This is a genomic window from Pseudonocardia sulfidoxydans NBRC 16205 (assembly GCF_007989085.1).
GTDB classification, from domain to species: domain Bacteria; phylum Actinomycetota; class Actinomycetes; order Mycobacteriales; family Pseudonocardiaceae; genus Pseudonocardia; species Pseudonocardia sulfidoxydans.
In genome coordinates this window covers 71,985-93,153 of record NZ_BJVJ01000006.1, presented here as the reverse complement: position 1 = coordinate 93,153, position 21,169 = coordinate 71,985, and the positions used below count along the sequence as shown (strand labels likewise).

General features: G+C 71.4%; 19 protein-coding genes. 17 read left to right on the top strand and 2 right to left on the bottom strand.

Going from position 1 to position 21,169, the window contains the following annotated elements; genetic code table 11:
- Positions 1-130: 130 nt before the first annotated feature.
- The gene (locus PSU4_RS05320; RefSeq protein ID WP_147102970.1) at positions 131-1,369 is read right to left on the bottom strand and encodes an isochorismate synthase; all 1,239 of its coding nucleotides are present in this window, start codon (positions 1,367-1,369) and stop codon (positions 131-133) included.
- Positions 1,370-1,542: 173 nt separating this feature from the next.
- Here PSU4_RS05320 and PSU4_RS05315 point away from each other — a divergent pair, with 173 nt between their 5' ends.
- Positions 1,543-2,055 (top strand): DUF3592 domain-containing protein, encoded by a 513-nt coding sequence (locus PSU4_RS05315; protein ID WP_147102968.1) that lies wholly within the window; start codon positions 1,543-1,545, stop codon positions 2,053-2,055.
- On the opposite strand, the gene PSU4_RS05310 is transcribed toward PSU4_RS05315, so the two are convergent.
- On the bottom strand, positions 2,028-2,861 hold the full coding sequence (locus PSU4_RS05310; protein ID WP_246114957.1) for a DMT family transporter: 834 nt from the start codon (positions 2,859-2,861) through the stop codon (positions 2,028-2,030). The two genes, PSU4_RS05315 and PSU4_RS05310, sit on opposite strands and share 28 nt — an antisense overlap.
- Positions 2,862-3,055: 194 nt before the next feature.
- Between PSU4_RS05310 and PSU4_RS05305 the strand changes: the two genes are divergently transcribed.
- The 16 genes from PSU4_RS05305 to PSU4_RS05225 all read left to right on the top strand — a co-directional run bounded on the left by PSU4_RS05305 (position 3,056) and on the right by PSU4_RS05225 (position 21,168).
- The gene (locus tag PSU4_RS05305; RefSeq protein ID WP_147102964.1) at positions 3,056-4,213 is read left to right on the top strand and encodes a glycosyltransferase family 4 protein; all 1,158 of its coding nucleotides are present in this window, start codon (positions 3,056-3,058) and stop codon (positions 4,211-4,213) included.
- Between the two features lies 1 nt (position 4,214).
- Positions 4,215-5,339, top strand: a complete 1,125-nt coding sequence (locus PSU4_RS05300; RefSeq protein WP_147102962.1) for a glycosyltransferase — start codon at positions 4,215-4,217, stop codon at positions 5,337-5,339.
- Between the two features lie 10 nt (positions 5,340-5,349).
- Positions 5,350-6,039 (top strand): demethylmenaquinone methyltransferase, encoded by a 690-nt coding sequence (locus tag PSU4_RS05295; protein ID WP_147102960.1) that lies wholly within the window; start codon positions 5,350-5,352, stop codon positions 6,037-6,039.
- 594 nt (positions 6,040-6,633) lie between these two features.
- Positions 6,634-6,999, top strand: coding sequence for an NADH-quinone oxidoreductase subunit A (locus PSU4_RS05285; RefSeq protein WP_147102958.1), 366 nt, complete (start codon positions 6,634-6,636; stop codon positions 6,997-6,999).
- 10 nt (positions 7,000-7,009) lie between these two features.
- Complete coding sequence (locus tag PSU4_RS05280) at positions 7,010-7,564, top strand: NuoB/complex I 20 kDa subunit family protein (RefSeq protein ID WP_147102956.1); 555 nt, start codon at positions 7,010-7,012, stop codon at positions 7,562-7,564.
- Between the two features lie 7 nt (positions 7,565-7,571).
- The gene (locus PSU4_RS05275) at positions 7,572-8,447 is read left to right on the top strand and encodes an NADH-quinone oxidoreductase subunit C (RefSeq protein WP_147102954.1); all 876 of its coding nucleotides are present in this window, start codon (positions 7,572-7,574) and stop codon (positions 8,445-8,447) included.
- A 55-nt stretch (positions 8,448-8,502) separates the two neighbouring features.
- Positions 8,503-9,822, top strand: coding sequence for an NADH-quinone oxidoreductase subunit D (locus PSU4_RS05270; RefSeq protein WP_147102952.1), 1,320 nt, complete (start codon positions 8,503-8,505; stop codon positions 9,820-9,822).
- Positions 9,823-9,892: 70 nt separating this feature from the next.
- Positions 9,893-10,714, top strand: coding sequence for an NADH-quinone oxidoreductase subunit NuoE (gene nuoE, locus PSU4_RS05265; RefSeq protein WP_147102950.1), 822 nt, complete (start codon positions 9,893-9,895; stop codon positions 10,712-10,714).
- Positions 10,715-10,784: 70 nt separating this feature from the next.
- Positions 10,785-12,116 (top strand): NADH-quinone oxidoreductase subunit NuoF, encoded by a 1,332-nt coding sequence (gene nuoF, locus PSU4_RS05260; protein ID WP_147102948.1) that lies wholly within the window; start codon positions 10,785-10,787, stop codon positions 12,114-12,116.
- Positions 12,113-14,584, top strand: coding sequence for an NADH-quinone oxidoreductase subunit G (locus PSU4_RS05255; RefSeq protein ID WP_147102946.1), 2,472 nt, complete (start codon positions 12,113-12,115; stop codon positions 14,582-14,584). The genes nuoF and PSU4_RS05255 overlap by 4 nt, the downstream gene beginning before the upstream one ends.
- A complete protein-coding gene (gene nuoH / locus PSU4_RS05250; protein ID WP_147102944.1) occupies positions 14,581-15,876 on the top strand; it encodes an NADH-quinone oxidoreductase subunit NuoH in 1,296 nt (431 codons plus the stop codon). Before PSU4_RS05255 ends, nuoH begins: the two co-directional genes overlap by 4 nt.
- On the top strand, positions 15,877-16,443 hold the full coding sequence (gene nuoI / locus PSU4_RS05245) for an NADH-quinone oxidoreductase subunit NuoI (protein WP_147102942.1): 567 nt from the start codon (positions 15,877-15,879) through the stop codon (positions 16,441-16,443). It begins immediately after the preceding gene.
- Positions 16,440-17,261 carry an NADH-quinone oxidoreductase subunit J gene (locus PSU4_RS05240; protein ID WP_147102940.1) on the top strand — a complete coding sequence of 274 codons (822 nt, stop codon included), beginning with the start codon at positions 16,440-16,442 and terminating at the stop codon, positions 17,259-17,261. The genes nuoI and PSU4_RS05240 overlap by 4 nt, the downstream gene beginning before the upstream one ends.
- A complete protein-coding gene (gene nuoK, locus PSU4_RS05235; protein ID WP_098958668.1) occupies positions 17,258-17,557 on the top strand; it encodes an NADH-quinone oxidoreductase subunit NuoK in 300 nt (99 codons plus the stop codon). Before PSU4_RS05240 ends, nuoK begins: the two co-directional genes overlap by 4 nt.
- Before the next feature lie 9 nt (positions 17,558-17,566).
- Positions 17,567-19,558 carry an NADH-quinone oxidoreductase subunit L gene (nuoL, locus tag PSU4_RS05230; RefSeq protein WP_186816753.1) on the top strand — a complete coding sequence of 664 codons (1,992 nt, stop codon included), beginning with the start codon at positions 17,567-17,569 and terminating at the stop codon, positions 19,556-19,558.
- Entirely contained in the window at positions 19,555-21,168 is a 1,614-nt protein-coding gene (locus PSU4_RS05225; RefSeq protein ID WP_147102938.1) for an NADH-quinone oxidoreductase subunit M, read from the top strand. The genes nuoL and PSU4_RS05225 overlap by 4 nt, the downstream gene beginning before the upstream one ends.
- Position 21,169 lies beyond the last annotated feature (1 nt).

The following is a 21,169-nucleotide window of genomic DNA, read 5'->3' as shown; positions in this document are numbered from 1 at the left end:
GCGCGCCGACAGCAGTGAGGTTGCGCGCGGATGTTGGGCCGCAACCTCAGCGTCGCGGCACGGCGCGTCGACAGCAGTGGGGTTGCGCGTCGTTGTTCGGCGTTCAGGGCGGGTGGGGCGAGAGCCGGGGTCAGCCGGTGACGCTGCCCTCCAGGGCCTCCCGGACGGCGACGAGCTTGGCGGCCGCTTCGCGGACCTCGGTGTCGGGGTCGGACTCGGCGACGATCCCGCAGCCCGCGAAGAGCCGGGCGGTGTTGCCGTCGAGCTGGGCGCAGCGCAGGGCGATGCCCAGCTCGCCGTCGCCCTCGGCGTCGACCCACCCGACGGGTCCGGCGTAGCGGCCGCGGTCCATCCGCTCCAGCTCCGCGATCATCTTCAGCGCGGCGGCGCGGGGGGTACCACCGACCGCGGCGGTGGGGTGCACGGAGGCGGCCAGGGTCAGCAGGGAGGCGCCGTCACGGAGCTCGCCGCGCACGTCGGAGGACAGGTGGGAGACGTTGTGCAGGGCCAGGATCGTGGGCTCGGTGGGGAGGTCGAGTCGCGTGCAGTGGGGGCGCAGGGTCGCGGCGAGGGAGTCGACGGCGAACGCGTGCTCCCGCTGGTCCTTGGCCGAGGCCATGAGCTCGGCGCCGATGTCGACGCCGTCGTTGCCGGGCCAGATGGTGCCGGCGAGGACGCGGGAGGAGACGACGTCGCCATCGCGACGCAGCAGCAGCTCGGGGGTGGCGCCGACGAGACCGTCGACGGAGTAGGCCCAGCAGGTGGGGTAGTGGTGGGCGAGGCCGGCGAGGAGGAACCGGGGGTCGAGGGGTTCGTCGGCGACGGCGAGGAGGTCGTGGGCGAGGGCCGCCTTGTCGAGCTCGCCGGCCTGCATGCGGGTGACGGCTTCGGCGACGGCGCGCCGGTAGCGGGCGACGGTCATGTCGCCGTCGTCGTAGTGCAGGGCGCCGCCGGCGCGGACGGGCATGGCGCGGCGCATGGCGGCGGGGACGCCGTCGCCGGCGAACTCGGTGATCCAGGTGTGTCCGTCGCGGCGGCCGACGACGACCCGGGGCACGATCAGCACGGAGCCGGGGGAGCGGTCGGCGAAGGTGAAGCTGGCGAAGGCGACGGCCCCGGTGCCGGGGAGCTGGAGGTCGTCGCGGACGTCGAGGCGCGCGGTGAAGGAACGCCACCAGCTGTCGGCCTCGGCGAAGCGGCCCGCGCCGGTGCCGGTGAATCGGGCGACCTCACCCCATCCGACGAGGCCTTCGCCGTCGCGCACCCAGGAGAGGGGACGGTCGTCGGGTAGCAGGTCGAGGAGACGGCCCACGTCCTCGACCGCGCGGGTCCGCACTCGCAGCGGCGACGGGGACGGTGCGACGGTCACATCGTCCGAGAGTAGGCCGCTCGCGGCCGTGGTGCGCGCGCGCCCCGGCAGGTGCGGGGGACGCCACACGGGCGTGTCGGCCCAGGAGTGCGTTGACCAACTCGGACCTACTGTGGCCTGGCCGCCGCTCCCTACGGCCGGAGTTGTTCGGCACCCTCCTAGACTCGGGTCTCGTGTCGGGCAGCGGGAGCGAGCTGATCGAGGCGGTCGGGTCGACGCTTCGGGCTGCCCGGTCGTGGCTGCGGGGGCACAAGCCGGAGTGTGTCGCGGGGTTCGCGGTGCTGGTCACGGTGCTGGTGGTGCTGGCGTTCGTGGGGGCGTTCCTCGACGACCGGGCGATCGCGGCGAACCGGGCGTTCACGACGGCGACGGTGCTGGACGGTTCGAACTTCAGCCACACGCTGGTGCGGTTCACGTTGCCCGACGGGCAGGCGGTCGTCCCGGAGCGGGGCGTCATGTATCCGCGGGGCCTGGAGCCGGGGTCGACGATCATCGTCGAGTATTCGGCGGAGAAGCCGTCGCTGGTGCGGGTCGCGGGGCGCAGCGCGTTGAACCGGCTGCCGGTGCTGGTCGGTGTGGCGGTGGGGGTGTGGGTGGTGTTCGGGTCGTGGGCGTGGTGGTTGCGCCGCCGCCGGTCCGAGCGGGCGGGCGTGGGTGATCAGGCTGTCGACGTGGCGCGCGTCTGAACCGTGGCCAACGCGACGCCGACCACGGTGACGGCCATCCCGGCGACGGCGACCCAGCCGGGTTGTTCGCCGAACATGAGGAACGCCATGACGGCGGTGATGGCGGGGACGAGGTAGAAGTACGTCGTCACCTGGGTTGCGGCGCCGCGGCGCAGCATCAGGAACAGCAGTGAGATGCCGCCTCCGGTGAGTACGACGACCGACCAGGCGAGCGCGCCGATCACGGCGGGTGTCCAGTCGATGCGCAGGTTCTCGAAGGCGAGCGCGAACGGCGCGGTGACGGCGATCGAGGCGACGAACTGCACGACCTGCCCGGTGCGCAGGTCGAAGTCGGGGCAGAAGCGTTTCTGGTAGAGCGTGCCGGTCGTGATGGCGAGCAGCGCCCCGCCGGACAGGGCGAGGGTGAGCGCGGTGATGCCGGACGTGGTCAGCTTCTCGGCGACGACGAGTGTCACCCCGAGGAAGCCGAGGACGAGCCCGGCGGCGCGTCGCCCGCCCATGCGTTCCCCGGCGGCCCAGCCGACGAGCGCGGTGAGGACGGGCTGCAGGTTGACGACGAGCGCGGTGACCGACGACGGCATCCCTTGGGCGACGGCGACCCACACGCCGCCGAGGTATCCGGCCTGGATGCCGATGCCTGCGACGGCGAGGTGTCCGGCCTGGCGCCAGGAGGGCCAGGCGGCGCGGGCGAGGAGCGCGAGCACCAGCATGAGGGCGACGATGCCGGTGTAGCGGACGACGAGGAACGTGAGTGGGTCGGCGTGGGGTGCGGCGAGCCGGGCGACGACGAACCCGGACGACCAGATGAGGACGAACAGGTACGGTGTCGCCCGGACGGCGAGTGACGAGTCGGTGATGCCCGGACGCTAGCCGCCTTGTGAGTGGCGATAGTCGCCAGAGCGACTATCGCCACTCACAGGCGCTGTCTGTTCGGCCGGTGTTCCGCGACGCGACGCGCAGGCGTCGGCCTGCGGGGGAGAAGGTGCGACACCGTCGGGGGGTGCGCGTCGCGATCGTGTCCGAGTGTTTCCTGCCGGTCGTCAACGGTGTCACGAACTCGGTGCTGAGGGTGCTGGAGCACCTGGCCGAGAACGGGCACGAGGCCCTGGTCATCGCCCCCGGGACGGGGGAGGCCACCCGTCACGGGGACGTGGAGGTCGTGCGGGTGCCCGCGGTGGAGCTGCCCGTCGTCAACTCGATGCCGGTGGGGGTGCCGAGCAGGCGCATCCTCACGGCGTTGCGCCGGTTCTCCCCGGACGTGGTGCACCTGGCGGCGCCGTTCGTCGTGGGCGCGCGTGGGCTGGCGGCGGCCCGGCGCCTCGGCATCCCGACCGTGGCCGTCTATCAGACCGACGTCGCCGGGTTCGCGTCGTCGTACGGGCTGGGGTTGACGGCACGGGCGGCGTGGCGGTGGACGTGCCGGCTGCACGGGCAGGCCGACCGGACGCTGGCCCCGTCGAGCTGGGCGACGGAGGCGTTGCGCGGGCGCGGGGTGCCGCGGGTGCACCAGTGGGCACGGGGTGTCGACACCGGCCGGTTCGCGCCGTCGAAGCGGTCGGCGCGCCGGCGGGAGGAGCTGGCGCCGAACGGGGAGATCCTTGTCGGGTACGTGGGGCGGCTGGCCCCGGAGAAGCAGGTGGAACGCCTCGCCGCCCTGGCGGGTCTGCCCGGGGTCCGGGTCGTCGTCGTCGGGTCGGGGCCGAGCGAGGAGCGGCTGCGCGCGACGCTGCCGGGTGCGGCGATGCTCGGTTTCCGGGGTGGCGACGAGCTCGCCGAGATCTACGCGTCGCTGGACGTGTTCGTGCACACCGGCCCGTCGGAGACGTTCTGCCAGGCGGTGCAGGAGGCGCTGGCGTCGGGGTTGGCGGTGGTGGCGCCGGACGCGGGCGGCCCCCGCGACCTGGTGCTGCCCGGGCGGACGGGGATGCTGGTGCCGCCGCGGCCCGACGGCACGGACGCGGGCGACCCGGCGGCCGACGAGGCGGACGCGGTGCTGCGGGCGGCCGTCGAGACGTTGTGCGAGCCGGGGTTGCGGGCGGCCTACCGGGCGGCCGCGCGACGCTCGGTGTTGCACCGGACCTGGTCGACGGTGTGCGACGAGCTGCTGGCGCACTACTGCGACGTCGTCGGGGCGGCCGCCGACCGACGGGTTGCCTGACGTGCGGATCGCCCAGCTCGCGAACTTCTACGGGCCGCGGTCGGGTGGGTTGCGTACGGCGCTGCACCACCTCGGGGCGGGGTACGCCGAGCGCGGTCACGAGGTGGTGCTGGTCGTGCCGGGCCCGGCGGCGGCCGACGAGCTGTTGCCGACGGGGGTGCGCCGGCTGACGGTCGCCGCACCGACGCTGCCGGGCACGGGCGGCTACCGGGCCGTCGACCCGTGGCGGGTGCGCCGGCTGCTCGACGATATGGCCCCGGACGCGATCGAGGTGTCGGACCGGCTGACGTTGCGTGGCCTGGGCGAGTGGGCGTCGCGACGGGCGGTGCCGAGCGTCGTCATCTCCCACGAGCGTCTCGACCGGCTGCTCGGGCAGTTCCTGCTGCCCGGGCGGGCCGCGGTCGCGGTGGCCGAGGCGGCGAACGCGCGGATGGCGGCGGCCTACGACACGGTGGTGTGCACGACGGGGTTCGCGCGTGCGGAGTTCGACCGCATCGGGGCCCGCAACGTGGCGCAGGTGCCGCTGGGTGTGGACCTGACGACGTTCACCCCGCACCGCCACGACCGCGGCCTGCGCGACGACCTGGGCGGTGACGCGGAGGTGCTGGTCGTCCACTGCGGGCGGTTGTCGCCGGAGAAGCACCCGGAGCGCAGCGTCGACACGGTGGCGGCGTTGCGCCGCGACGGGGTGGACGCGCGGCTGGTGGTCGCCGGCGACGGTCCGCGGCGGGCGGCGATGGCCCGGCGCGCGACGGGTCTGCCGGTGACGTTCCTGGGGTTCGTGCCGGACCGGTCACGGCTGGCGACGCTGCTGGCGTCGGCGGACGTGTCGATCGCGCCCGGGCCGCACGAGACGTTCGGGTTGTCGGCGTTGGAGGCGCTGGCCAGCGGGACCCGGGTGGTGGTGTCGGCGTCGTCGGCGCTGCCGGAGATCGTCGCCGGCCGGTCGGGCGCTGCGGCGGCCGACGACGCGGGCGCGTTCGCGGCCGCCGTCGCGAGCCTGCTGGAGGCCGATGCCGAGGCCGGGCGCCGCGCGGCGCGCGACAGAGCGGAGGAGTTCGGCTGGCCCGCGTCGGTGACGTCGATGCTCGCGACCCTCGGCGGTGTCCGGGCGGCCGCCGCGTAGCGTTGCCGGTGTGGCACGCGCGGACCTGGACAAGCGACCCGACGACGTCGCGGCGATGTTCGACGGCGTGGCCAAGCGCTACGACCTGACCAACACCGTGCTCACGGGTGGGCAGGACCGCCGCTGGCGGGACCTGACCCGCGCGGCGCTCGACCTCCGCCCGGGGGAGAAGGTTCTCGACCTCGCCGCGGGCACCGCGGTGTCGACGGTGTCGCTGGCCCGCTCGGGTGCCTGGTGCGTCGCGGCCGACTTCTCGCTGGGGATGCTGCGCGCGGGCGCCGACAGGGACGTGCCGAAGGTCGCGGCCGACGGGATGGCACTGCCGTTCGCCGACGGCGTGTTCGACGCGGTGACGATCTCGTTCGGGCTGCGCAACATCGTCGACACCGCGGCGGCGCTGCGGGAGATGGCCCGGGTGACGCGGCCGGGCGGGCGGCTCGTGGTGTGCGAGTTCGGGACGCCCACGTGGACGCCGTTCCGGGTGGCCTACCACGACGTGGTGCTGCGTGGGGTGCTGCCCGCGGTGGCGCGGCGGGTGTCGTCGAACCCGGAGGCCTACACCTATCTCGCGGAGTCGATCCGCGACTGGCCCGCGCAGCCCGAGCTGGCCCGGATCATCGGTGACGCGGGTTGGAGCGACGTCGCGTGGCGTGATCTCGCTCTCGGTGCGGTGGCGCTGCACCGCGCGCGGCGCGTCTGACGCAACCCCCCGCGCGGGGGATCCCCGGGCCGGGCCGCGGAGCCGGTCGGATGTGGTACGACGCTGGTCGGGGCCGTGCCGGGTGACCGCGACACCGTTTCGTTATGACCGTTCCTCCCCCCTCGGCGGGGGAGGCCGGCGGGGTGGGCGCCGGGCAGTCTTGCGGGACTTTCGTCGGTCGTCCGAGCACCCAGCCGCCCGAAGGCAGTGGTGCTGCGTCCAGGGCTGGACGCGGAGCATAGACTCTCGCACGGACTTCGTGAATCCGTTCACAAGGAGCCAGATGGTCGCCCTCGACCCCACCACCCGCGCATCGGCGCGGCGAGGAGCGCCCGGTGCCGGCGTCGTCGCCCGCCCGGGTGCGGGTGGCGCGTGCGCGGGGGCGGCGGGAGCGCGGGCCGACCGACTCGGAGCGGGGACCACCCCGCCCGCCACCACGGCGAACAGGTGGTCGGGACCGTGAACTAAGGCTGTCCTGACTTCCGAGGGGTGATCCACCGCGCCATAAGGTCCCGGCGGGGTATCGATCCCGAGGACGCTGATCTCCCACCACGCAGAACAAGTCACCGCTTCACCAATGGCGAGGGTGTCACGATGCTCGATCCCTATCTCCCGATCGTGTTGCTGGCCGCGTTGGCCGGTCTCTTCGCGGTCGGGTCCGTCGCCGCCGCGCCGCTCATCGGCCCCCGGCGCTACAACCGCGCCAAGCTCGACAGCTACGAGTGCGGGATCGAGCCGTCGCCCCAGCCCGTGGTGGGCGCCGGCCGCATGCCGGTCGCCTACTACGTCACGGCGATGCTGTTCATCCTCTTCGACATCGAGATGGTCTTCCTCTACCCGTTCGCCGTGAGCGCGGACATGCTCGGCCTGTTCGGGCTGGTGGAGATCGTGCTGTTCATCGTCACGGTCGGCTTCGCCTACGTGTACGTGTGGCGACGCGGCGGCCTGGACTGGAACTGAGGCGAAACACATGGGACTCGAGGAGAAGCTGCCCAGCGGCGTACTGCTGACCAGCGTCGAGAAGCTGGTCAACTGGACGCGCAAGTCGTCGCTGTGGCCCGCGACGTTCGGGCTGGCCTGCTGCGCGATCGAGATGATGACGACGGGCGCGCCCCGCTACGACCTGGCGCGCTTCGGCATGGAGGTCTTCCGGGCGTCCCCCCGCCAGGCCGACCTGATGATCGTCGCGGGCCGGGTCAGCAACAAGATGGCGCCGGTGCTGCGCCAGATCTACGACCAGATGCCCGAGCCCCGCTGGGTGCTGGCCATGGGCGTGTGCGCCTCGTCGGGTGGCATGTTCAACAACTACGCGATCGTCCAGGGCGTCGACCACGTCGTGCCCGTCGACATGTACCTGCCGGGCTGCCCTCCGCGGCCCGAGATGCTGATCGACGCGATCCTCAAGATCCACGCCAAGATCATGGACGAGCCCCTCGGCCCGAAGCGGGCCGCAGAGCTGGCCGCCAGCGGGCACAAGACCCCGATGATCCCGTCGTCGATCAAGTACGCGACGAAGAAGAAGTGAGCCGGCGATGACGGAACGCACGGGTCCCGGCGGAACAGCCGGCACCTCCAAGGACGACAAGGGCGGTGCGGAGCCGACCGGCGGTGAGCAGTCGTCGGCGCAGCGCAGCGGCCCCGACGACGAACAGCACGCCGCGAACGGCGGGACCGCACCGGAGCACGGCGAGGGCGAGCTCGCCGGTCTGGGCGACCAGGCCGTCGAGGGCGGCACCCGGCCGGCCCCGGCGGGCCGTGCGCGCCGGGGCATGTTCGGTGTCCGCGGCAGCGGCGACACGTCGGGCTTCTCCGGCCTGCGGCTGCCCGCCCACGTCCCGGTACCGGCGGAGCGGCCCTTCGGCGGCTGGTACGACGATCTCGTCGACGACCTGGTCGCGGCCCTCGACGAGCGCGGCACCCGCGGCGCGATCCAGCAGGTCACGATCGACCGCGGGGAGATCACCCTCTACATCGCGGCCGACGAGATCCTCGACGTCTGCCGGGCGATGCGCGACGACGCGTCGCTGCGCTTCGAGCTGTGCTCGGCGGTGTCGGCGGTCGACTACGGAGTCGACGTGCCGCAGCGCATGCACGTCGTCTACCACCTGTTGTCGATGACCTACCGCAAGCGGATCCGGCTCGAGGTCGCCCTCGACTGGGACGGCGGCGAGACCAACCCGCACCTGCCCAGCGTCGTCGAGGTCTACCCGACGGCCGACTGGCACGAGCGCGAGACCTGGGACATGTTCGGGATCGTCTTCGACGGCCACCCCGCGCTGACCCGGATCCTCATGCCGGACGACTGGGACGGCCACCCCCAGCGCAAGGACTACCCCCTCGGCGGAATCCCCGTGGAGTACAAGGGCGCGGAGATTCCGCCGCCGGACGAGCGGCGGGCGTACTCGTGAATATTTCTTTGGCGCGGAGATTCCTGCTGCGTATCGATGAGCGGAGGGCCTACTCGTGACGACCCCCGAGACCGACCTCTACGCCCCGGAACGCGAGACCACCGAGGGCACCGTCTACACGGTCACCGGTGGCGACTGGGACTCGATCGTCGACTCCGAGCACGACGACCGCATCGTCATCAACATGGGTCCGCAGCACCCGTCGACGCACGGTGTGCTGCGGCTGGTGCTGGAGCTCGAGGGTGAGACGGTCACGCAGGCCCGTTCGGTGATCGGCTACCTGCACACCGGTATCGAGAAGAACTGCGAGTACCGGACGTGGACGCAGGGCGTCACGTTCGTGACCCGGGCCGACTACCTGGCGCCGCTGTTCAACGAGGCCGCCTACGTGATGGGTGTCGAGAAGCTGCTCGGCGTCGAGGTCCCGGAGCGCGCGCAGGTCATCCGCGTGATGCTCATGGAGATCAACCGGATCGGGTCGCACCTCGTGTGCCTGGCCACGGGCGGGATGGAGCTCGGCGCGCTGACGGGCATGACCGCGGGCTTCCGTGAGCGCGAGGAGGTGCTCCACCTGCTGGAGTACCTGACCGGGCTGCGGATGAACCACGCGTTCTTCCGCCCGGGCGGGCTCGCGCAGGACCTGCCCGAGGACTGGCGGGAGAAGATCGACGAGTTCATCAAGATCTTCCACGAGCGCCTCGGCGACTACGACAAGCTCCTCACCGGTCAGCCGATCTGGAAGCAGCGGCTCGAGGGCGTCGGCTACCTGCCGATCGACGGCTGTCTCGCGCTCGGCGCGACCGGCCCGATCCTGCGGTCGGCGGGCCTGGCGTGGGACCAGCGCGTGGTCGAGCCCTACTGGGGCTACGAGACCTACGACTTCGAGGTGCCCGTCGAGACGGGCGCCGACTGCTACGCGCGCTACGTGGTGCGGGTCCGGGAGATCCACGAGTCGCTGAAGATCATCAAGCAGGCCGCCGACCGGCTCGAGCCCGGCCCGGTGATGGTCGAGGACCGCAAGATCGCCTGGCCCGCACAGCTTTCGATCGGGTCGGACGGCATGGGCAACACGCTCGAGCACGTCCGCAAGATCATGGGTCAGTCGATGGAGTCGCTGATCCACCACTTCAAGCTGGTCACCGAGGGCTTCCAGGTCCCGGCCGGACAGGTCTACAGCTGCGTCGAGTCGCCCCGCGGCGAGCTCGGCGTGCACCTGGTCTCCGACGGCGGCACCCGCCCGGTGCGCGTGCACATGCGCGAGCCCAGCTTCGTCAACCTGCAGACCATGCCCGCCATGAGCGAGGGCGGCATGGTCGCCGACGTCATCGCGGCCGTCGCGTCGATCGACCCGGTGATGGGGGGTGTGGACCGATGAGCGAGCGTGCGAGCGAATCAGTGTCACCGCGCGTGGAGTCTTCGTCGACCGAGCGAAGCGAGGTCGTGCGATGACGTTGCCGGAGGGCAGTCCGGAGTCGAACTCCCGGGAGGTGACCGGGCCCGACGAGGTGGTCTGGACCCCCGAGGTCGCCGAGGGACCGATCGCGTCGCCGGCGTTCGACGAGGTGACGCGCCAGCGCGCCAAGGAGATCATCGCGCGCTACCCGCAGTCGCGGTCGGCGCTGCTGCCGATGCTGCACCTGGTGCAGTCGGTGGAGAACCACGTGAGCCAGGCCGGTATCCGGTTCTGCGCGGAGATGCTGGAGATCACGACGGCCGAGGTCTCGGCCGTCGCGACCTTCTACACGATGTACAAGCGCAACCCGTGCGGTGAGCACCTGGTCAGCGTCTGCACCAACACCCTGTGTGCGGCGATGGGCGGCGACGCGATCTACGCCCGCCTGCAGGACAAGCTCGGCAGCGGGGGCCGCCCGCTGGGCCACGAGGAGACCGCGGGCGAGCCGGGGAGTCCCGGCTCGATCACCCTCGAGCACGCGGAGTGCCTGGCGGCGTGCGACCTCGCGCCGGTCATCCAGGTCAACTACGAGTACTTCGACAACCAGTCGGTCGACTCGGCCGAGGAGCTGGTCGACGCGCTGCGCCGCGGCGAGAAGCCGCACCCCACGCGGGGTGCCTCGCTCACCGACCTGCGCACCGTGGAGCTCGAGCTGGCCGGGTTCCACCCCGACCTGGCCGCGGTCGCCGAGGGCCCGTCGATCGCGCCCGAGACCGTCCGCGGCGCGGTCCTGGCCGACGAGCGCGGCTGGGCGGCTCCCGCCCGGCCCGCCGAGCACCCCGCGCTGCCGCCGCTTCCGGAGGCGAAGTCATGAGCGAGCTTGCGAGCGAATTGTCGACACAGCGACCGCGGGCAGTGCTGAGCTCGCGCAGCGAGGGAATGCAATGACCGAGCCCACCCGTACGGATCCGCTGACCCCGGTGCTGACGCGCCGGTGGCAGCTCGACCGGTCGTGGTCGATCGACACCTACGAGCGCACCGACGGCTACACCGCGCTGCGTACCGCGCTGGCCGCCCAGCCCGACCAGCTGATCACGCTGGTGAAGGAGTCGGGGCTGCGCGGTCGTGGCGGGGCGGGGTTCCCGACGGGGATGAAGTGGTCGTTCATCCCGCAGGGCCCCACCGGCGCCGGCGCGAAGCCGAAGTACCTGGTGATCAACGCCGACGAGGGCGAGCCGGGTACCTGCAAGGACATCCCGACGATGATGGCCGACCCGCACTCGTTGATCGAGGGCTGCATCATCACCAGCTACGCGATCCGCGCGAACTTCTGCGCGATCTACGTGCGTGGTGAGGCGCTGCACTGCATCCGCCGGCTGCGGCAGGCGGTCGCGGAGGCCTACGCCAAGGGGTATCTGGGCACCGACATCCTGGGCAGCGGGTTCTCCCTCGACATCGTGGTCCACGCCGGTGCGGGTGCCTACATCTGCGGCGAGGAGACGGCGCTGCTGGACTCGTTGGAGGGTCGTCGTGGCCAGCCGCGGCTCAAGCCTCCGTTCCCGGCGACGTCGGGCCTGTACGCCTCGCCGACGGTGGTGAACAACGTCGAGACGATCGCGTCGGTCCCCGACATCGTCTCCGGCGGCAGCGACTGGTTCCGGTCGATGGGCACGGAGAAGAGCCCGGGCCCGAAGATCTATTCGCTGTCGGGGCACGTGGAGCGCCCCGGCCAGTACGAGGCCCCGCTGGGTGTGACGCTGCGGGAGCTGCTGGCGATGGCCGGGGGCATGAAGGACGGCATCCCGCTGAAGTTCTGGACTCCGGGCGGGTCGTCGACGCCGCTGTTCACCGCCGAGCACCTGGACGTCCCCCTGGACTTCGAGGGCGCGGCGGCGGCCGGGTCCATGCTCGGCACGACCGCGGTGCAGATCTTCAACGAGACCGTGTCGGTGCCGTGGGCGGTCATGAAGTGGACCGAGTTCTACAAGCACGAGAGCTGCGGCAAGTGCACGCCGTGCCGGGAGGGCACCTACTGGCTGGTCCAGATCCTCGAGCGGATGGTGCACGGGCAGGGCACGGTCGAGGACGTCGAGACGATGCTCGACATCTGCGACAACATCCTGGGCCGTTCGTTCTGCGCACTCGGCGACGGCGCGACCAGCCCGATCACCAGCGCGATCAAGTACTTCCGCCAGGAGTTCCTCGACCTGATCGCCGAACAGCCGGCGGTCGCGCGACCGGATCAGCTGGCCCAGATGACTGGAGCGAGCGCGTGACCCTCTCTCCCGAGAAGGCGCCCGACGGCACGGCGAGCAGGCCCGTCCCCGAGGGCCACGTACGGCTGACGATCGACGGCCTCGAGGTCGACGCCCCGCAGGGTGAGCTGCTCATCCGCACCTGCGAGCGGCTCGGCATCATCGTGCCCCGGTTCTGTGACCATCCCCTGCTCGACCCGGCGGGCGCGTGCCGCCAGTGCCTGGTCGAGGTGGAGATGGGCGGCCGGCCGATGCCCAAGCCGCAGGCCAGCTGCACCATGACGGTCGCCGACGGGATGGTCGTCAAGACCCAGCACACGTCGCCGGTGGCCGACAAGGCCCAGCAGGGCGTCATGGAGCTGCTGCTGATCAACCACCCGCTCGACTGCCCGATCTGCGACAAGGGCGGCGAGTGCCCCCTGCAGAACCAGGCGATGTCGTCGGGACGCACCGACTCCCGCTTCGTCGACGTCAAGCGGACGTTCCCCAAGCCGCTGCCGATCTCGACGCAGGTCCTGCTCGACCGGGAGCGCTGCGTCCTGTGCCAGCGTTGCACCCGCTTCTCCGAGCAGATCGCGGGCGACCCGTTCATCGAGCTCCTCGAACGCGGCGCGAAGCAGCAGATCGGGGTGGCGCAGGACAAGCCGTTCCAGTCCTACTTCTCCGGCAACACCATCCAGATCTGCCCGGTCGGCGCGCTGACCAGCGCCGCCTACCGGTTCCGTTCCCGCCCGTTCGACCTGGTGTCGACGCCGGGCGTCACCGAGCACGACTCGTCCGGCGCGGCGATCCGCATCGATGCCCGCCGCGGCACCGTGATGCGGCGCCTCGCCGGCAACGACCCGGACGTCAACGAGGAGTGGATCGACGACAAGACCCGCTTCGCGTTCCGCTACCTCACCTCGGCCGGGCGCATCACCCGGCCGATGGTCCGCGTCGACGGGGTGCTGACCGAGGCCTCGTGGACCGACGCGCTGCGCGCCGCGGCCGAGGGTCTGCTCGCCGCGCGGGCGCGGAGCGGCATCGGGGTGCTCCCCGGCGGCCGGCTGACCGTCGAGGACGCCTACGCCTACGCGAAGTTCGCCCGCGTCGCCGCGCACACCAACGACGTCGACTTCCGCGCCCGCCCGCACAGCGCCGAGGAGCTGGAGTTCCTGGCGTCGGGCGTCGTCGGCACCACCCCGGACACGGGCGTGACGTTCGCCGCGGTGGAGGCCGCGCCGGCCGTCCTCACCGTCGGGTTGGACCCGGAGGAGGAGGCGGGCATGGTCTTCCTCCGGCTGCGCAAGGCCGTCCTCAAGCGCGGTCAGCGTGTCTTCCAGCTCGGTCAGTGGAGCACCCCCGGGGTTCACAAGACCAACGCGACGCTCATCCCGTCGGTTCCCGGCGGGGAGGCCGCGGTCCTGAACGAGCTGGCGGCCGCGGGTGGCGAGCTCGTCGACGCGCTCAGCGCCACGGGCGCGGTGATCCTGGTCGGCGACCGGGCCGCGGAGGTCTCCGGCCTCTACTCGGCCGTCGCCGAGCTGGCCACGCGCACCGGCGCGAAGGTCGGCTGGGTCCCGCGCCGCGCGGGCGACCGGGGTGCGCTGGAGGCGGGCGCGGTCCCGGCCCTGCTGCCCGGTGGCCGCCGCGTCGCCGACGCGGCGGCGCGCGCCGAGGTCGAGCGGGCCTGGGGCCTCGCCGAGGGCGCGCTCCCGGACACCCCGGGCCGCGACGCCGACGAGATTCTCGCCGCGGCCGCCGACGGGGCTCTGTCGGCGCTGGTCGTCGGTGGGGTCGACCCGCACGACATGTCCGACCCGGCCGGTGCCCTCGAGGCGCTGTCGAAGGTCGGGTTCGTCGTCAGCCTCGAGATGCACTCCTCGGCGGTCACGGAGCTGGCCGACGTCGTGCTCCCGGTGGCCCCCGACGCGCAGCGTTCCGGCTCCTACGTCAACTGGGAGGGGCGCCGCCGCGAGTTCGGCGTCGTTTTGGACGCGTCCGGTGTCCTGCCCGACTGCCGCGTGCTCGACACGCTCGCGGTCGAGATGGACGTCGACCTGTTCACCCAGACCCCGGCCGCGTCGGCGGGCGACCTGGCCCGGCTCGGGTCCGTCGCGGCGTCCGGCACGGCGCCCTCGGTGGGCGCGGCCGACGCGGTGGTGCCCGGCTACGGCCAGGCGGTGCTCGCGACGTGGCGGCAGCTCGTCGGCAGCGGCTCGCTGTCGGTCGGCGAGCCGCACCTGCTGGGCACGGCCCGCACCGCGGTGCTGCGGGTCAACGCGGCGACCGCGGAACGGCTCGGCCTCACCGAGGGGGCGGACGCGACGGTGCGCACGGCTCGCGGCGCGGTCACGGTCCCGGTGGCACTGGCCGACCTGCCCGACGGCGTGGTGTGGCTGCCCGCCAACCCGGTGGACGCCGACGGCGTCCGCACGGCGCTGGGCGCGGGCCACGGCGACCTGGTCGGCGTCACCGGCGCCGGCAACCTTGACGGAGGTGCGGCGTGAACACCACCCAGCAGCTGCTGGCCGACGACCCGATCTGGATCATCCTCATCAAGGTCGTCGGGCTGTTCGCCCTCGGCGTCGTCCTGACGCTCTTCATGATCAACTGGGAGCGCAAGGTCGTCGGCCGGATGCAGCAGCGTCCCGGCCCCAACCGGGTGGGTCCCGGTGGCTGGCTCCAGTCCCTCGCGGACGGGCTCAAGCTGGCCTTCAAGGAAGACATCATGCCGACGCTCGCCGACAAGCGGGTGTACTTCATCGCCCCGGTGATCTCGACGATCCCGGCCTTCGTCGCCTTCTCGGTGATTCCGTTCGGCGGCGAGGTGTCGATGTTCGGCGAGCGCACGGTGCTGCAGCTGGTCGACCTGCCGGTGGGCGTGCTCGTCGTGCTTGCCTGCTCGTCGATCGGCGTCTACGGCATCGTGCTCGGCGGCTGGGCGTCCGGCTCGCCGTACTCGCTGCTGGGTGCGCTGCGCTCGGCCGCCCAGGTCATCTCCTACGAGATCGCGCTCGGCCTGTCGATCGTCGCCGTGATCCTCTACAGCGGCTCGATGTCGACGTCGGACATCGTGTCCGCGCAGGGCACCGGCTGGTACGTGTGGTTGCTGGTCCCGAGCTTCGTCGTCTTCGTGATCTCGATGGTCGGCGAGACCAACCGCGCCCCGTTCGACCTCCCCGAGGCCGAGTCCGAGCTGGTCGGTGGCTTCCACACCGAGTACACGTCGCTGAAGTTCGCGCTGTTCTTCCTCGCCGAGTACGTCAACATGGTGACCGTCTCGGCGATGGCGACGACGCTGTTCCTCGGCGGCGGCCAGATCCCGTGGCTGGGCCACCTGTGGTCGGGCTTCGACAACGGCTGGTTCCAGTTCCTGGCCTTCATCGTGAAGACGCTGCTGTTCCTGTTCGTCTTCATCTGGCTGCGCGGCACGCTGCCCCGGTTCCGCTACGACCAGTTCATGCGGTTGGGCTGGAAGTGCCTGGTCCCGATCTCGCTGCTGTGGATCCTGCTGATCTTCGCGGTCCGGGCCTGGCGCAACAGCGAGTCCGGCGACATCACGACGCTGCTGGTGGCCGGCGGCATCGTGCTCGCCGTCATCCTCGTCGTCGCGTTCCTGGTCCCCGACCGGCGACGCACCGAGCCCCTGCCGATCGAGCTGGGCTCCGACTATCCCGTACCGCCACTCGACCTCACGGTGCCGACGCCCCCACGCGCCCGCACCCGCCGGGTCACCGGCTCGTCCGGCAAGGAGCCCGCCGCGGTCGGCTCCGGCGACTCCGGGAAGGAGAGCGAGTAGATGTCCGAGTTCGTCAACTTCTTCAAGGGCTTCGGCGTCACCTTCTCGACGATGTTCAAGAAGGTCGTCACCGAGGAGTACCCGGAGGACTTCCCGCCGGCCGCGCCGCGCTACCACGGCCGCCACCAGCTCAACCGGCACCCGGACGGGTTGGAGAAGTGCGTCGGTTGCGAACTGTGCGCCTGGGCGTGTCCCGCCGACGCGATCTTCGTCGAGGGCGGCGACAACACCGAGGAGGCGCGGTTCTCCCCGGGTGAGCGCTACGGCCACGACTACCAGATCAACTACCTGCGCTGCATCGGCTGCGGGTTGTGCATCGAGGCGTGCCCCACGCGGTCGCTCACGATGACCAACTTCTACGAGATGGCCGACGACAACCGGCAGGACCTGATCTACACCAAGGAGCAGCTGCTCGCGCCGCTGCTGCCGGGCATGGAGCAGCCGCCGCACCCCATGCGCCTCGGTGAGAACGAGCAGGACTACTACGTCCAGGGGCCGACGCTGGCCCGGGCTTCCGCGGCGGGCGAGAAGATCGCCAACGACCCCGTCGGGGAGCAGGTCCGATGATCACGACCCTCGCGCAGGCCGCGGCCGACACCGGCGGGCCGATGACGCTCGGCGAGTCGATCGCCTTCTGGATCCTGGGGCCCATCGCCCTCGGCGGCGCGCTCGCCATGGTCCTGGCCCGCAACGCCGTCCACTCGGCGCTGTTCCTGGTCATGACGATGCTCAGCCTGGGCATCCTCTACATGGTCCAGCAGGCGCCGTTCCTCGGCTTCGTGCAGATCATCGTCTACACCGGCGCCGTGATGATGCTGTTCCTGTTCGTGCTGATGCTCGTCGGCCGGGACAGCTCCGACTCGGTGGTCGAGGTCCTGCGCGGGCAACGGCTCGCGGGCCTCGCGCTGGGCCTGGGCCTCGCGGTGCTGCTCGTCGCGGCCATCGCCCGCTCCCTGATCGAGGTCACCCCGGTGGGCCTCGGCGCGGGCGGCGCGGGTTCGTCGCAGAACCTGCACGGCATCGGCCGGCTGATCTTCACCGACTACCTGCTGGCGTTCGAGCTCACCTCGGCGCTGCTGATCACCGCCGCCCTGGGCGCGATGGTGCTCGCGTACGCGCCGTCGAAGTCGCGCAGCAAGGCCGGTCAGCGCGCCACCGTGCTGGCCCGCCTCACCGGGCGCCACGCCCGCATCTCCCCGCTGCCCGGCCCGGGCGTGTTCGCGACGGCCAACTCCGTCGCGGTGCCCGCCCTGCTCCCGGACGGCTCGATCGCGCCGGAGTCGCTCTCGGACATCATCGAGTCGACCCCGGTCACCGAGATCGAGCAGCCGCCGGCCGACCCGCACTCCCTCACCGGCGGGTCCTCCCAGGACGGTGACCGATGACCCCGACGTACTACCTACTGCTCTCGGCGCTGCTGTTCGCCATCGGCGCCGTCGGCGTCCTGGTGCGCCGCAACGCGATCGTCGTGTTCATGTGCATCGAGCTGATGCTCAACTCGGTGAACCTGACGCTGGTGACGTTCTCGCGCATCAACGGCGCCCTCAACGGCCAGATCATGGCGTTCTTCGTCATGGTCGTCGCCGCGGCGGAGGTCGTCGTCGGGCTCGCGATCATCATGTCGATCTTCCGCACGCGCCGGTCCGCCTCGGTGGACGACGCCAACCTGCTCAAGTACTAGGAGCTCCCCGTGCCTACCCAGCTCCCCGAAGCGGGGCAAGTGGCGGCTGCGAGCGGTGTCGCATCGCTCGCGTGGCTGCTCGTGGTACTGCCGGCCCTCGGCGCGCTGTTCCTGTTCGTCTCCGGACGGCGCAGCGACCGCTGGGGCCACTGGCTGGGCGTCGCGACCGTCGTCGCCTCGTTCGTCATCGGCCTGCTGATCTTCCTCGACACCCTGGGCCTCGACCCGGCGCAGCGCACGCGCGAGGCGTCGGTCTACGAGTGGATCTCCGTCGGCGGCCTGCACATCGACTTCGGCCTGCGGCTCGACCCGCTGTCGCTGACGTTCGTGCTGCTGATCACCGGCGTCGGCTCGCTGATCCACATCTACTCGACCGGCTACATGAGCCACGACCCCGGGCGGCGGCGCTTCTTCGCGCAGCTCAACCTGTTCGTCGCGGCCATGCTGGTGCTGGTCCTCGGCAACAACTTCGTGATGCTCTACCTCGGCTGGGAGGGCGTCGGTCTGGCGTCGTACCTGCTGATCGGCTTCTACCAGGACCGCCCGTCCGCGGCGACCGCCGCCAAGAAGGCGTTCCTGATGAACCGCGTCGGTGACGTCGGGCTCGCGCTGGCGATCTTCCTGATCTGGCTCGAGCTGGGCACCACGCAGTACACCGAGGTGTTCGCCCGCATCGGCGAGGTGCCGCCGGGCACGACGCTCGCGATCACGATCCTGCTGCTGCTGGGCGCCTGCGGCAAGTCCGGCCAGTTCCCCCTGCAGGCGTGGCTCCCGGACGCGATGGAGGGCCCGACACCGGTCTCGGCACTCATCCACGCGGCGACGATGGTGACCGCGGGCGTGTACCTCATCGCCCGCGCCAACCCCATCTACAACCTCACGGCCGACGGCAGGCTGGTGGTCGCCCTCATCGGCACGATCACGCTGCTGATCGGCGCGATCATCGGCTGCGCGTACGACGACATCAAGAAGGTGCTCGCGTACTCCACGGTCAGCCAGATCGGCTACATGATCCTGGCCGTCGGCCTCGGGCCCGTCGGCTACGCACTCGGCATCGCGCACCTGCTGGCACACGGCTTCTTCAAGGCCGGCCTGTTCCTCGGCGCCGGTTCGGTCATGCACGCCATGAACGACGACGTCGACATGCGCCACTACGGCGGGCTCGCCCGGCACATGCCGATCACGTTCGTGACGTTCGGGCTGGGCTACCTGGCCCTGATCGGCTTCCCGTTCCTGTCCGGCTACTTCACCAAGGACGCCATCATCGAGGCGGCCTTCGCCCAGCCGGGCTGGCAGGGCTGGGTGTTCGGGCTCGTCGCCGCCATCGCCGCGGGTCTCACCGCGTTCTACATGACGCGACTGATGATCATGACGTTCTTCGGCAAGAAGCGCTGGCAGGACATCAATGCCGCTGCGTCGACGCTCGACCCCGCAAGCGGGTCTTCGGGCCACCACGACTACCACCCGCACGAGGCGGGCGTCTCCATGACCGCCCCGATGATCGTGCTGGCCTTCGGCTCGGTGTTCGCCGGCTTCCTGCTCACGCAGGGCCACCGGCTCGCCAACTGGCTCTCGCCGACCCTCGGTGAGCTCGAGGAGCTCGAGGGCGGGGCGCTGCCGCACGCCGTCGTCCCCTGGCTGGTCCTGGGCCTCTCGGCGCTGGGCGTGCTGCTGGCGTACCTGATCGTCGGTCGCCGGCCCACCCCGGTCGAGCGTCCCGAGCCGGTCTCGATCCCCGTCCAGGCGGCCCGCCGGGACCTCTACGCCAACGCGATCAACGAGGCGCTCGTCGCGCGCCCCGGCGTCTGGCTCACGAGGGCGCTCGTCTACATCGACAACAAGGGCGTCGACGGCCTGGTCAACGGCACGGCCGCCACGCTCGGCGGCTCGTCCGGCCGGCTGCGCAGGCTGCAGACCGGGTTCGTCAGGTCCTACGCGCTGAGCATGCTCGGCGGGTCGGTGCTGGTCATCGCCGCACTGCTGGCGGTGAGGTTCGCATGAGCGGAGGCTCCGTGCTTCTCCTGGTCCTGCTGCTCGTGCCGCTGGTCGGCGCAGCACTGGTCGCCCCGATCAAGGAGCAGACCACCGCCAAGTGGGTGGCCGTCGCGGTGTCGGTCGTCGAGCTCGCGCTCGTCGTCATCACCTGGTTCGCCTACTCCGTCCCGGCCGCGCAGAACGGCGCCCGGTTCCAGCTCGAGTTCGCCGTCGACTGGATCCCCGCGTTCGGCACCCGCTTCGCGCTCGGCATCGACGGGTTCGCACTCGTCATGCTCGCGATCACCGCGGTCCTCGTGCCGATCGTCATGGCGTTCTCCTGGGCGGAGAAGCTCCCCGAGGGGCGCACCCAGTCCGGGTTCTACGCGCTGGTCCTCGCCACCCAGGGCCTGCTGGTCGGGGTCTTCGCCGCCACCGACGTCTTCCTGTTCTACGTCTTCTTCGAGGCGATGCTCGTCCCGATGTACTTCCTGATCGGGCGCTTCGGCGGCCCGCGCAGGCAGTACGCGGCGGTGAAGTTCTTCCTGTACTCGCTGCTCGGCGGCCTGATCATGCTCGCCTCGGTGATCGGCCTGTTCGTCGTCAGCGGCCGTGAGCTGGGCCAGGGCACGTTCACCTGGGTCGAGCTGCAGACGATGGCGGCGTCGCTGCCCGAGAGCACCCAGATCTGGCTGTTCCTCGGCTTCTTCGTCGCCTTCGCGATCAAGGCGCCGCTGGTGCCGTTCCACACCTGGCTGCCCGACGCCGGTGCCGAGGCCCCCGTCGGGGCCGGTGTGCTGCTCGTCGGCATCCTCGACAAGGTCGGCACCTTCGGGTTCCTGCGCTACTGCCTGCCGCTGTTCCCGCTGGCCTCGCAGAAGCTCGCGCCACTCGTGCTGACCCTCGCGGTGATCGGCATCCTCTACGGCGGCCTGCTGGCCGTCGGACAGACCGACATGAAGCGTTTCGTGGCCTACACCTCGATCGCGCACTTCGGCTTCATCGCGCTGGGCATCTTCGCCTTCTCCACGCAGGCGTTCAGCGGCTCCGTGCTCTACATGGTCAACCACGGCGTCTCGACGGGCATGCTGTTCATCGTCGTCGGCCTCGTCATCGCCCGCGGCGGGTCGCGGCTGGTCGGCGACTACGGCGGCGTCCACAAGGTCGCCCCGCTGCTCGCGGGCGCGTTCCTCGTCGCCGGCCTGTCGTCGCTGGCACTGCCCGGCACCAACTCGTTCGTCAGCGAGTTCCTGGTGCTGCTGGGCTCGTTCCCGCGCCAGCCCGTCTACACGATCCTGGCGACCGTCGGCATCATCATCGCGGCGCTCTACGTGCTCTGGATGTACCAGCGCACCATGCAGGGCCCCCTGCGCGGTTCGGCCGTGCTCGCCGCCCTCGGCGGCGGCCGCGGCGACGGGCCGGGCACCATGATCGACCCGGCCGTGGCCGCCGAGCGCGGCGCGACCGGATTCCCCGACCTGTCCAAGCGGGAGATCGGCGTCCTGACGCCGCTGATCGTGCTGATCCTGGTGCTCGGGTTCTTCCCCGGCCCGGTGCTCGACGTGATCAACCCGACGGCAGCCGCCACGATGACCGAGGTCGGACTCGCCGACCCGGTGGGAGGGGTGTCCCGGTGAC